This is a genomic window from Cytobacillus oceanisediminis 2691, from assembly GCF_007678455.1.
GTDB lineage: Bacteria > Bacillota > Bacilli > Bacillales > Cytobacillaceae > Mesobacillus > Mesobacillus oceanisediminis_A.
Genome location: NZ_VEEP01000001.1, coordinates 644,312 through 657,028 on the forward strand (window position 1 = coordinate 644,312; position 12,717 = coordinate 657,028).

15 protein-coding genes are annotated in these 12,717 nt (G+C 43.0%); all 15 read left to right on the forward strand.

The window, feature by feature from the left end:
- The first annotated feature begins 14 nt into the window (after positions 1-14).
- The 15 genes from FS736_RS03210 (at position 15) to rseP (ending at position 12,681) form a co-directional block, all read left to right on the forward strand.
- Complete coding sequence (locus FS736_RS03210; RefSeq protein ID WP_144474892.1) at positions 15-470, forward strand: chemotaxis protein CheW; 456 nt, start codon at positions 15-17, stop codon at positions 468-470.
- 18 nt (positions 471-488) lie between these two features.
- Positions 489-1,130 (forward strand): chemotaxis protein CheC, encoded by a 642-nt coding sequence (locus tag FS736_RS03215; protein ID WP_144474893.1) that lies wholly within the window; start codon positions 489-491, stop codon positions 1,128-1,130.
- The gene (locus tag FS736_RS03220; RefSeq protein ID WP_144474894.1) at positions 1,123-1,620 is read left to right on the forward strand and encodes a chemotaxis protein CheD; all 498 of its coding nucleotides are present in this window, start codon (positions 1,123-1,125) and stop codon (positions 1,618-1,620) included. Before FS736_RS03215 ends, FS736_RS03220 begins: the two co-directional genes overlap by 8 nt.
- 48 nt (positions 1,621-1,668) lie before the next feature.
- Positions 1,669-2,430, forward strand: a complete 762-nt coding sequence (locus tag FS736_RS03225; RefSeq protein WP_144474895.1) for a FliA/WhiG family RNA polymerase sigma factor — start codon at positions 1,669-1,671, stop codon at positions 2,428-2,430.
- 13 nt (positions 2,431-2,443) lie between these two features.
- A complete protein-coding gene (locus FS736_RS03230) occupies positions 2,444-3,832 on the forward strand; it encodes a DUF342 domain-containing protein (protein WP_144474896.1) in 1,389 nt (462 codons plus the stop codon).
- A gap of 1 nt (position 3,833) precedes the next feature.
- Complete coding sequence (locus FS736_RS03235) at positions 3,834-4,148, forward strand: hypothetical protein (RefSeq protein WP_251541994.1); 315 nt, start codon at positions 3,834-3,836, stop codon at positions 4,146-4,148.
- Positions 4,149-4,157: 9 nt separating this feature from the next.
- On the forward strand, positions 4,158-4,742 hold the full coding sequence (locus tag FS736_RS03240; RefSeq protein ID WP_144474897.1) for a hypothetical protein: 585 nt from the start codon (positions 4,158-4,160) through the stop codon (positions 4,740-4,742).
- Between the two features lie 143 nt (positions 4,743-4,885).
- The gene (rpsB, locus tag FS736_RS03245; protein WP_144474898.1) at positions 4,886-5,596 is read left to right on the forward strand and encodes a 30S ribosomal protein S2; all 711 of its coding nucleotides are present in this window, start codon (positions 4,886-4,888) and stop codon (positions 5,594-5,596) included.
- A gap of 148 nt (positions 5,597-5,744) precedes the next feature.
- Positions 5,745-6,629 carry a translation elongation factor Ts gene (gene tsf, locus FS736_RS03250; RefSeq protein WP_144474899.1) on the forward strand — a complete coding sequence of 295 codons (885 nt, stop codon included), beginning with the start codon at positions 5,745-5,747 and terminating at the stop codon, positions 6,627-6,629.
- A 129-nt stretch (positions 6,630-6,758) separates the two neighbouring features.
- A complete protein-coding gene (pyrH, locus tag FS736_RS03255; RefSeq protein WP_079508458.1) occupies positions 6,759-7,484 on the forward strand; it encodes a UMP kinase in 726 nt (241 codons plus the stop codon).
- Positions 7,484-8,041 (forward strand): ribosome recycling factor, encoded by a 558-nt coding sequence (frr, locus tag FS736_RS03260; RefSeq protein ID WP_144474900.1) that lies wholly within the window; start codon positions 7,484-7,486, stop codon positions 8,039-8,041. The genes pyrH and frr overlap by 1 nt, the downstream gene beginning before the upstream one ends.
- Positions 8,042-8,561: 520 nt before the next feature.
- Positions 8,562-9,338 (forward strand): isoprenyl transferase, encoded by a 777-nt coding sequence (locus FS736_RS03265; protein ID WP_144474901.1) that lies wholly within the window; start codon positions 8,562-8,564, stop codon positions 9,336-9,338.
- A 19-nt stretch (positions 9,339-9,357) separates the two neighbouring features.
- Positions 9,358-10,146 (forward strand): phosphatidate cytidylyltransferase, encoded by a 789-nt coding sequence (locus tag FS736_RS03270; protein ID WP_144474902.1) that lies wholly within the window; start codon positions 9,358-9,360, stop codon positions 10,144-10,146.
- 77 nt (positions 10,147-10,223) lie between these two features.
- Entirely contained in the window at positions 10,224-11,366 is a 1,143-nt protein-coding gene (dxr, locus tag FS736_RS03275) for a 1-deoxy-D-xylulose-5-phosphate reductoisomerase (RefSeq protein ID WP_144474903.1), read from the forward strand.
- A gap of 52 nt (positions 11,367-11,418) precedes the next feature.
- Positions 11,419-12,681 carry an RIP metalloprotease RseP gene (gene rseP / locus FS736_RS03280; protein ID WP_144474904.1) on the forward strand — a complete coding sequence of 421 codons (1,263 nt, stop codon included), beginning with the start codon at positions 11,419-11,421 and terminating at the stop codon, positions 12,679-12,681.
- Positions 12,682-12,717 lie beyond the last annotated feature (36 nt).

Genomic DNA, 12,717 nt, shown 5'->3' on the forward strand with positions numbered 1-12,717 from the left:
TAGGAGTGATGAAGATGGCTGAAAGTTTGGTTTCAGATTTGAAAGTGATCGTATTCCAATTGAATCAAAAAGAATATGCGGTTCCTGTTAGTCAGGTTAGGTCAATTGAAAAAATCATGCATATCACAAGAGTTCCACATGTGAACCCGTTTGTGAAAGGGGTTATGAACCTTAGAGGAGTGGTTACTCCGCTATTGGATTTGCGTGTCAGGTTCGGCATGGAGGAACAAAGTTACTCAGACAGCACTCGAGTTATCATTGTTGCGGATGAGGATAAAGAAGTAGGTTTGATTGTGGATGGAGCAAATGACGTCATTGATATACCGTCAAGCATGATTGAACCCCCGCCGGAGGTAGTAGGCCTTGCTGCAGAGGGGTTCATCAAAGGAGTTGCCAATCTCGACAGAAGGTTATTGATTTTAATTGATTTGGATAAAATTCTTGAGTCCGATGAAGAAAAAGCTTTATAGGCGGAAAGGAATCTGGCTATGACTTTTCTAAAAAGCATTTCGGACGTTCACCTGGATATTTTAAAAGAGGTAGGTAATATTGGAGCTGGACATGCTGCAACAGCCTTATCTACCTTAATGAATAAAAAGATTGATATGAAGGTGCCCAGTGTCAGAGTTGTGTCTTTCGATGAAGTGATGGAACTGGCAGGAGGCGCGGACAATGTTGTAGCGAGCGTATTCCTCCGGATTGAGGGGGAGGCTCCAGGGAGTATGTTTTTTATCCTTCCTCTCCCTCAGGCAGAAAAATATATCCGCCAGCTGACTAAGAACCAGACATTCACATTCACCGATGAACAGGACAATGAGCTGGCATTGTCGGCACTTCAAGAATTAGGGAATATTCTATCAGGTTCATATCTTTCTTCATTGTCCGATTTTACAAATTTGAGCCTGTATCCATCTGTTCCTGCTCTTAGTATTGATATGGTGGGGGCAGTCATCAGTTTTGGGCTGTTGGAGTTATCACAGGTAAGTGATTACGCAATCGTGATTGATACTGCACTGGATGAAGAAGATGCAAAGCTGCCAGAAAGTGTGAAAGGCCATTTCTTTTTGTTGCCTGATCCCGATTCATTCCATATCATTTTTTCTGCGCTGGGAGTAAAGGTGGATGCATAAAACAGCAGAAATCATTAAAGTGGGCATTGCCGATATGAATATTGTGAAAGTTCCTGATTTGATCCGGACCACTGGACTGGGATCATGTGTTGGCGTAGTGCTGTATGATCAGGGTGCTGAATTGGCTGGCATGGCGCATGTTATGCTTCCCGATTCATTACTCTCCCGTACCGAACCGCTGAATAAGGCGAAATTCGCTGATACAGCAATCAAAGAACTTTTGGAGCTCATGATTCAATCAGGTGCAAGACAGGCAGGCATTAAAGCAAAGATTGCCGGGGGCGCACAAATGTTCCAATTTTCAGGCAGCAGTGACATGATGAGAATCGGACCAAGGAATGTAGAGGCAGTTTTACAGGAATTGAAAGAATTTCGTATCCCGCTTATGGCCCACGATGTCGGCGGCAATAGCGGCAGGACCATAGAATTCGACCCGAAGACCGGTTTAATGCAGATCAGGACTGTGAATAAAGGGAATAGTGAGATTTAGTTTGGATAGCAACTAGAAAAAAGCGTAATGCGCGTGAGGAGGATGACAATGGTGCGAGGATCCACTTCGGAAGAACAGATTACATGGGATAAATGGGTACAATCCCGAGATCCGGATGCGGGGAATATGCTGATAAAAAAATATATGCCACTTGTTTCCTACCATGTGCAAAGAATCTCTGTGAGTCTTCCGAAGAGTGTTTCCAGGGATGATTTAAGAAGTTTAGGAATGATTGGATTATATGATGCTCTGGAAAAATTCGATCCAAACAGGGATCTGAAGTTTGATACATATTCTTCATTTCGGATTCGCGGGGCAATTTTGGACGGATTAAGAAAGGAAGACTGGCTCCCAAGAAGTACCCGGGAAAAAGCAAAGAAAATAGACGCAGCAATTGAGAGGCTCGAACAGCGCCACATGCGCAATGCGACCATCGAGGAAATCGCCACAGAATTGAATATGGATGAAACGGAGATATACACGACTATAAATGAACATTTTTTCGCGAATGTCCTCTCAATAGATGAGCATCCAAATGAAAATGATGAGCGTGATAACCAGTCATTCATAATCAAGGACGATAAGGCTGAAATTCCTGAGGACAAGCTGATAAAGTCTGAACTGCTTGAAGAAGTAGCTGATAAAATCTCTAAATTGAATGATAAAGAGCAGCTTGTATTAAGTTTGTTTTACAAAGAAGAATTAACGTTAACAGAAATCGGTCAAGTCATGAATTTATCTACCTCCAGAATTTCGCAGATTCATTCAAAGGCAATTTTTAAGCTAAGAAAATGGCTGGAGTCAGCCTGATAGAAGGCAGGAGATGGATTTGGCGACGGATTATTTAGTGAGGATATCCAAAGATAGGCTTTCTGCAGAACTGGAACTCAATATCCAGGATCAGGATTTTGTTATATCTGTTCGAAATCTATTGAGTTACTTGGAGAAAGAGCAAGTCGTGTTCGGTATTAAAATGGATGTATTGGCGCAAATTGCCGAAAGTCCTGCTTCTGTTGAATATCCTGTGGCAATAGCGGTTGGAATGGAGAATGTGGATGGTGAAGATTCCTATCTGCGCAATGAACTAGAACAAACAAGCATTGAGGAACAGAAAGTCTTTCATTTCCGCACGATTATGCATATCCCTTCAGTAACGAAAGGTCAGCTGCTCGCAAGTGTGGTCCCTCCTGTCAATGGAACACCTGGAAAAGACGTGACCGGAAGAATCATTCCTGCAAAGCCTGGCCGGCCGCTAAAGGTTAAAGCAGGGAATAATGTTGTGTTCGAAGCTGGACAATTCTATGCCGCATGCGATGGACAAATGAGTGTTACGCAGAAATCCATTTCCGTTAATCCTGTGTATGAGGTAAGAGGAGATCTTGATCTGAGAACAGGGAATTTGGATTTTGTAGGCAATATCGTCATAAAAGGCAATGTTCCCAGCGGCTATGAACTGAAAGCCGGCGGGGATATCATCGTAGATGGACTTGTTGAAGCAGCCAATCTCCAGGCTGGAGGGAATATTGTCATTAAAGGCGGAGTGGCCGGAGCCATGAAGGGCCGGCTGACTGCAGGCGGGAACGTGTTCGCCAATTACCTTAACCAGGCAAATGTAAAAGCTGGCCAGGATATCATTGTCAAGACATCCATTCTGCACAGCAAACTGACAGCTGCTGGAAATGTGGACTGCCAAACTGGAACCATCATCGGAGGCACTATTTCGGCTGGCCGAAATATTTCAGTCAAGGAATTGGGGAATGAGCTCTTTACTAAAACAGAATTAGCTGTGGGCTGGGACCCATTGTTGGAGAAAACTGAACAGGACACGATTGCTTCCATCGAAACAGCCAAAATCAATATCCGGAAACTGACAGAAATAGAAGTGAAGCTTGCTGAAATTGGCAGGCATGCAGGTACCTTAACGAACGAGCAGAAGCAAATGATAGCGAAACAGCGGAATACCAGGCTGCAAGTTGAAAAATCCCTTGAGGAACTGTTGGCCGATCTGGAGTTTTTACAGCTTGAAAAACAAGATCGATTGAATTCCTGCTTAACCGTAAATGATAAGGTATTTCCAAATACGAAAGTTTTTTTCGGGAAGTACGCTTTCCTGACAAACCAGATATATAAAAAGGTGAATTTCCATCTCGAAAATAGTGAGATTTCGATTAATCCGATTGTAAAACTCGAACCATCACTAGTTAGGAAGTGACATGATGAGCCTCAAAGCAATCGAAATGCAGATTGCTCTTCCGAGGACACATGATGCCGGCAAAATTCAAGAGCAACTTCAACAGCGGGGACAGCATCTTCAGGAACATGCGGCACAAAGTGTGACGAAGGAAGATGAATTAAAACGCAAAACGGTGATTAAAAACAACCAGAAGCAGGAAGCCCGCCTGAATCAGGATGGCGGCCAACCAGGCCACCATCAGCAAAAAGGCAGGGACGATAAAAAAAGCAAGGATGATCAAGATGTACAGCCACACCACCCTTATAAAGGGAAGGTGATTGATTACAGCGGATAGAGGGATATAATGACCACTTTTCTACTACTCTTAAGCCTCATACTGAACGCGGCAGCAATCTTCGCCATTATCCTATTATATTTACGGCAGAATCGGCTTGTTGAAGCAGAAAAAAAACAGGGAAAAATCATCAGCGAAATGGAAGAGATTTTTTCGTCCTATCTATTTGAATTGAAAGAAGAGAATGATAAGTTTCTTGAGTTGATGTCAAACAGCAATATTAAATTAAATACGGACAAAGCGGAAAAGCCTGCTGATGTAACAGATATGGGATCACAGAAGGACCCCGAAGCCAGAGACCACGAAATCCAACAACACCGTCCCGGTAAAGGTATATCTTATCACGCTGCAAGACAGGCATATCATAAAGCCAGTGAAACAACCACAATTACCCCTGGAGATACGGATGAGACAGAAATCGATAGCGGCCAAACTGCGGATCCAGGGCCAGAAACAAAAGAACTCAGCTTGTTTGATCAGGTTACAGCCATGAGACATCAGGGGCTGACGATCGAAGAAATAGCCAGGGATCTTGATAAAGGGAAAACAGAGATTGAACTTTTGCTTAAATTTCGGCAAAATACGAAAGATTAACTTGATTGTCAGTTTTATTTATGCTATATTATCTCATGGTGTTAATACACACGTTCAATGATTTGGCCAGATGGTGCTGCCAGGCAGTTCCTGGCTGAAGGTGATTTGGACGGAGGAAATCAAAACCATTAGGAGGAAACACAATGTCAGTAATTTCTATGAAACAACTGCTTGAAGCTGGTGTACACTTCGGTCACCAGACTCGCCGTTGGAACCCTAAGATGAAGAAATACATCTTCACTGAGCGTAACGGCATCTACATCATCGACCTTCAAAAGACTGTTAAGAAGGTTGAAGAAGCATACAACTACGTGAAAGAGCTAGCTGGTAACGGCGGTACTGTTCTTTTCGTAGGTACTAAGAAACAAGCTCAAGATTCTGTTAAAGAAGAAGCAGCTCGTTCTGGTATGTACTATGTGAACCAACGCTGGTTGGGCGGTACTTTAACAAACTTCGAAACAATCCAAAAGCGTATCTCTCGTCTTAAGAACATTGAAAGAATGTCTGAAGATGGAACTTTTGAAGTACTTCCAAAGAAAGAAGTAGTTCAATTGAAAAAAGAGCAAGAGCGCTTAGAAAAGTTCTTAGGCGGAATCAAGGATATGAAGACTCTTCCAGATGCTCTTTTCATCATTGACCCACGCAAAGAGCGCATCGCTGTTGCTGAAGCACGCAAATTGAACATTCCTATCGTTGGAATTGTTGATACAAACTGTGATCCAGACGAAATCGACGTAGTTATCCCTGCGAACGATGACGCGATCCGCGCTGTTAAATTGCTTACATCTAAAATGGCTGACGCTATTATCGAAGCTAAGCAAGGCGAAGAAACTACAGAAACTGTAGAAGCTTAATTTAAAATAAGGTGATATAGGGAAGCGCCCTTTATCACCTTTTTTTAAGACTTTATTCCATATAAGCCTCGTTAGGGTTTATATTGGCAAAATCAAGTTAAAATAAAGTATAGTTACATATAACCGAGATTTTAGGAGGAATTTCATTATGGCAATTACTGCACAAATGGTAAAAGAATTGCGCGAAAAAACTGGCGCAGGTATGATGGACTGCAAAAAGGCACTTCAGGAAACAAATGGTGATATGGACCAGGCTATCGATTTCCTTCGTGAAAAAGGTATCGCTAAAGCTGCAAAAAAAGCTGACCGTATCGCTGCGGAAGGTACAACTTACATCCTTACAGAAGGAAATGAAGCAGTCATCCTAGAAGTAAACTCTGAAACAGACTTCGTAGCAAAGAACGAAGGCTTCCAGGTTCTTGTTAAGGAAATCGCTGAGCACCTTCTTAAGAATAAGCCAGCATCTGTAGAAGAAGCTAATGCTCAAACTATGGAAAATGGCGATTCAGTAGAAACTACTATCAACAATGCAATTGCTAAAATTGGTGAGAAACTGTCACTTCGCCGCTTTAAAGTTGTAACTAAAACTGATAACGATGCATTCGGTGCTTACCTTCACATGGGCGGACGCATTGGCGTACTTTCAGTTCTTGAAGGAACTACTGACGAAGCAGCTGCTAAAGACGTTTCTATGCACATCGCTGCATTGAACCCTAAATATGTATCACGTGACGAAGTATCTCAAGAAGAAGTTGAGCATGAGCGTCAAATCCTTACTCAACAAGCTCTTAACGAAGGCAAGCCGGAAAACATCGTTGCTAAAATGGTTGAAGGCCGCCTAAGCAAATATTTCGAAGATGTGTGTGTTCTTGACCAGGCATTCGTTAAAAACCCTGACCAAAAAGTACGCCAGTTTGTTGAATCAAAAGGCGGAACACTTCGTGAGTTCACTCGTTATGAAGTAGGCGAAGGCATCGAAAAGCGTGAAGATAACTTTGCTGAAGAAGTAATGAATCAGGTAAACAAGAAATAATCTTTCACTAGCCTATGTAATTGCAGGGAACACTCCAGTGTTCCCTGTTTTTGGACATAGCTTTAATTAGGCTTTTTCCGTGAGCATGCCTGCTTTCGGAAAGCCTTAAATTACATATGGAGGTACCCTATGACCAGCCCTAAATACAAAAGAGTTGTTTTAAAGTTAAGTGGAGAAGCATTAGCCGGAGAACAAGGATTTGGCATCAATCCGTCGGTAATCAAAAATGTTGCAGACCAGGTAAAGGAGATTGCTGAACTGGATGTGGAAGTCGCTGTAGTAGTAGGCGGAGGAAATATCTGGAGAGGCAAGATCGGCGAAGAAATGGGAATGGACAGAGCGACGGCAGACTATATGGGCATGCTTGCTACCGTCATGAATTCCCTGTCATTGCAGGACAGTCTGGAACAAGCGGGAATCGAGACAAGGGTTCAAACTTCCATCGAAATGCGTCAGGTTGCAGAACCGTATATCAGAAGAAGGGCAATCAGACATCTCGAGAAGAAACGCGTTGTTATATTTGCTGCCGGAACAGGGAATCCGTACTTCTCGACGGATACTACTGCTGCACTCCGGGCTGCAGAAATCGAAGCAGATGTAATCCTTATGGCGAAAAATAACGTCGATGGTGTATACTCTGCTGATCCGCGCGTTGATAAGAATGCGACTAAATACGAAGAACTTTCTTATTTGGATGTGTTGAAGGAAGGTCTTGCTGTCATGGATTCAACTGCGTCATCCCTATGTATGGACAATGATATCCCGTTAATTGTATTCTCAATTATGGAAAAGGGGAATATTAAACGCGCAGTAATGGGTGAAACAATCGGAACAATCGTGAGGGGGAAAAACTAATGCCAAAAGAAGCTATTGCTAATGTAAAAGAAAGAATGTCAAAAGCGATCCAAGCTTTTACACGCGAACTTGCCAGCATCCGTGCAGGGAGGGCAAATGCCTCTCTTTTAGACAGGATTCAGGTGGATTATTATGGTGCACCAACTCCGGTCAATCAGCTTGCGGGAATCTCTGTGCCGGAAGCACGTCTTCTGGTCATCCAGCCGTATGATAAGTCAATCCTTGGCGAAATTGAAAAGGCAATCCTAAAGTCTGATTTGGGGCTAAACCCAGCTAATGATGGATCCATCATCAGAATCGCGATTCCTCAGCTAACAGAAGAACGACGGAAAGAACTTGCGAAGCTCGTGAAAAAGGAAGCTGAAGAAGCAAAAATCGCTGTCCGCAACATCCGCCGTGATGGAAATGAAGATTTGAAGAAACTAGAGAAAAACGGAGAAATCACTGAAGATGACCTTCGTGGATACTCTGACGATATTCAAAAGCTTACTGATGAGCATATTGCCAAGATCGATCAGATTGCGAGAGACAAAGAAAAAGAAATCATGGAAGTTTAATTCCAGGTAATGATCATCGAAAACCCTCTGTTTTCCAGGGGGTTTTTTCTCTATACATATTAGCGGGAATGAAGAAAAGTGGAATTGGCACCAGCCAACTAAGTCAGGGTTTTGCTAGAGAGACTTTTGGGAAGTGGAATCAGCTTTCATTCTGATAAAACTGCAAATTTTCGTAAAGTACATAAAACAATGAGTTTACGTAAACGGCCTGAATGATAGAATATAATAATATCAGCCGTATTATTCTGTTTTACTTTTGAACAACATAGTCTGTTTATAAGGCTGCTATTGAAATGGAGCAGACAAAAACAAAATAATATCACGCATAGTCCATCCGTTTATAGAGATATCTTTATTCTTTTTTGGTATGATAGTGGCATATGGAAAAGAAAGAGAGAAGAAAAGGATTACTCTATGGCTTTTGGTGAGCAGTCCAGCTTCAGTGCCAAACCATTTCCGGTAAAAGTCAGCCGGAATGAATGTTTGGTGCTAAAGATAATCTTTTGGGGGAGCTGTCACAATGTTAAATAAAATGAATCCGTGGAAGAAGGAGCCAAGTCCATCCGGTTTCCGAGATCGTATACTTCAGATAAAAGAACATCAAGTACCATCTCATGTAGCCATTATCATGGATGGAAACGGACGCTGGGCCAAAAAACGCGCATTGCCCCGTGTAGCTGGCCACCACGAAGGGATGAAGGTTGTCCGCAAAATAACCAAACTGGCCAATGAGATTGGAGTCAAAACACTGACTGTATATGCTTTCTCTACAGAGAACTGGAAAAGGCCGAAAATGGAAGTTGATTTCCTTATGAAGCTGCCCGAAGAGTTCCTGGGTACCTTCCTTCCTGAATTGATTGAAGAAAATGTCCGTGTCGAAATGATTGGATATATGGATAAGCTTCCGGAGCATACAAGAAAAGCGGTCGGGAAAGCGATGGAGGATACAAAGGATAATACGGGCCTTGTTCTGAACTTTGCCCTTAATTACGGTAGCAGGGCAGAAATTTTAGATGGTGTGAAAAAAGTCATTGAAGATATAAAAAATGGCAAGATTTCAGAGGATGATTTAACCGAAGAAGCTTTTTCTTCATACTTGATGACAAAGGACATGAATGATCCCGATTTACTGATTAGGACAAGCGGAGAAATTCGTTTGAGCAATTTCATGCTTTGGCAGCTTGCCTATACAGAGTTCTGGTTCACAGACGTACTTTGGCCCGACTTTAACGAAGAACATTTAATTGATGCAATAGAAGCATTCCAGGGCCGTCAGCGGCGTTTTGGAGGAGTATAAAAAAGGTGTGAATAAGTAAATGAAGCAAAGAATCATTACAGCAGTCATAGCAGCAGCTATTTTCCTTCCAATCGTGATTTTCGGGGGCTGGCCATTCATCGCAATGGTATATTTAATAGCTTCCGTAGCCTTATATGAAGCGCTGAAAATGAAGCAGTTAAATCTTTTCTCAGTTCCGGGGATTCTATCCCTGGTCCTATTATGGATTTTCCTGATTCCCAGTCAGTACAGCGGCTTTCTAAATGAGATTGATTATACAAAATTGGAGCTTTTCTTCCTTGGAGTACTTTTGTTTTTGACTTATACTGTCATCACTAAAAATCGCTTCACTTTTGAAGATGTTGCCTTTTCGATTATGTCGACTCTTTATGTCGGACTTGGTTTTTATTTCTTCATTGAAACCCGTGAAGCAAGCCTGATTTATGTATTTTATTCGCTGTTCATCATTTGGGCGACCGATTCAGGAGCGTATTTTATCGGAAGGGCAATTGGCAAACATAAGCTTTGGCCAGAAATCAGCCCGAACAAGACGACAGAGGGCTTTTTTGGCGGTGTAGGATCCGCGCTTGTCGTTGCTCTGCTGTTCAGCATATTCGGTGATATGGATGTACCGGCCATCATCCTTTTGGCTGCGACTGCCTTCTTATCAGTTTTTGGACAAATAGGCGATCTTGTCGAGTCAGCACTGAAACGCCATTATAATGTAAAGGACTCAGGCAACATCCTTCCTGGACATGGCGGCATGCTAGACAGGTTTGACAGTCTGCTGTTCGTCTGGCCATTAATCCACTTAATCCATCTGTTGTGATTGATTTTCAATTCAAAAGCATGATCGTTCAGGATGTGGACCTTAACCCCGTTGAAGATATTAGGAGTGAAAGTATTGTGAAAAGAATCAGCTTGTTGGGTGCGACAGGATCGATTGGGATCCAGACACTTGAAGTCCTCAGGGAGCACCCTGAGGAATTCAAACTTGTTTCAATGTCTGCTGGCCGGAACATAGAGCTTTGCAGGAAAATCATCAATGAATTTCAGCCGGAACTGGTTTCGGTACAGGAGAAAGATGATGCTGACCGGTTAAAGCCAGAATTTCCATCGGTCAAAATAGTGCATGGGCTGGATGGTCTTGAAGAAACAGCGGTCTTTAACAAGGCTGATGTACTTGTTAACGCTGTTCTTGGCAGTGTAGGGTTAAAGCCGACACTCGAAGCAATTCGTTCAGGCAAAACCATCGCGATTGCGAATAAAGAAACACTTGTCACCGCCGGCCATATCGTCATGGAAGAAGCAAAACGCCATAAAGTGGCCATCCTTCCGGTCGACAGTGAACATTCCGCCATCTTTCAGGCTTTACAGGGAGAAAAAGAAAAGAATATTGAACGTCTAATTCTTACGGCCTCAGGAGGAAGCTTCAGGGACCGGACAAGGGAAGAACTGCATGGTGTGACAAAATCAGATGCTTTGAACCACCCAAACTGGTCGATGGGAGCAAAAATAACGATTGATTCCGCGACAATGATGAACAAAGGTCTAGAGGTCATCGAAGCACACTGGCTATTTTCTCTTCCTTATGACGATATTTCGGTTTTGCTCCACCGGGAGAGCATCATTCATTCGATGGTTGAATTCCATGATACCAGTATCATCGCCCAGCTTGGGACGCCAGATATGAAAGTGCCGATTCAGTATGCTCTTACATACCCAGACAGGCTGCCGCTTGTGTCAGGGAAGAGGCTGAACCTGGCCGAAATCGGAAGGCTTCATTTCAAGGATATGGATTTTGAACGATTCCGCTGTCTGAAATTTGCTTATGATGCCGGGCGGGCAGGAGGTACGATGCCTGCAGTGATGAATGCGGCAAATGAAGCCGCGGTTGCCGCCTTTTTAGAGGACAAAATCACTTTCCTCCAAATTGAAGACTTAATAGAGAAAGCAATGGAACACCATGGCATCATTGAAACTCCGGACCTCGAAACAATCCAAGAGGTTGACAGAGAGACAAGAAACTTTGTAAATTCGCTAGTATAAAGGTGAGTCTAACAAAGTGGATTCTTATCCTTAAAAAAGGTGGTTAGATAATTTGAATACAGTTATAGCCTTCATTGTTATTTTTGGCGCCCTCGTATTCTTCCATGAACTTGGGCATCTGATATTCGCCAAACGGGCTGGCATCCTTTGCCGGGAATTTGCGATTGGATTCGGTCCTAAAGTCTTCTCGCACAAGAAAAATGAAACGGTTTATACGATCCGTCTCCTCCCCATCGGCGGCTTTGTGAGAATGGCTGGCGAAGACCCTGAAATGATTGAAATCAAGCCAGGGCACAGAGTGGGTTTGCTTTTTAATAAGAATGATGAAGTTCAAAAAATCATCCTTACGAACAAGGAAAAGTATCCTGATGCAAGAGTCATCGAAGTTGAAAAAGCGGATATTGAACACGAGCTTTTTATTAACGGTTATGAGGAAGGGGAGGACGACAGCCTGCTGAAATCCTTTCCTGTCAGTAAAACAGCGGTACTTGTCGAGAACGGGGTAGAAACACAGATTGCGCCATTTGACAGGCAGTTCGCTTCTAAAACACTTGGCCAAAGAACAATGGCAATCTTCGCAGGACCGATGATGAATTTTATCCTGGCAATGGTGATTTTCATTATCCTTGCTTTGTTCCAGGGGATTCCATCGAATGAACCGGTACTGGGCAAGCTAACTCCTGATGGCAGTGCCCTTAAGGCGGGTCTTCAGGAAGGGGATGTAGTCAACAGCATTGAAGGCTCAGAAGTTTCAAGCTGGCAGGATGTTGTGGAAATCATCCGCAAAAACCCTGGAAGTGAGCTTGATTTCTCGATTAACCGGGAAGGACAGAGCATGGATGTGACGGTTACGCCTGAAGTGAAAGACGTAGAAGGTGAAAAAATCGGTTTGATTGGTGTTTATAGCCCTGTTGAAAAATCACCATTAAAATCGATCTCATACGGAGTCAAAGAAACGTATTTCTGGACAACGGAAATTTTCTCCATGCTGGGGAAACTTCTGACTGGCCAATTTTCGATTGACGCCTTGTCGGGCCCGGTAGGAATCTATGTGTCCACTGATACTGTGGCCAAGTCAGGGATTTTCTATTTAATGAAATGGGCTGGGATCCTGAGCATTAACCTTGGGATCATGAACTTGCTTCCATTCCCAGCTTTGGATGGCGGCAGGCTGACCTTTTTTGCAGTTGAAGCGCTTAGAGGAAAACCAATCGACAAGCAAAAAGAAGGAATGGTCCACTTCATTGGATTCGCGTTATTGATGCTTCTGATGCTAGTTGTCACATGGAACGATATTCAAAGGTTTTTCCTGTAAAAAACAGAAGGATAGAAATGGACTTCCTGCCTGGGA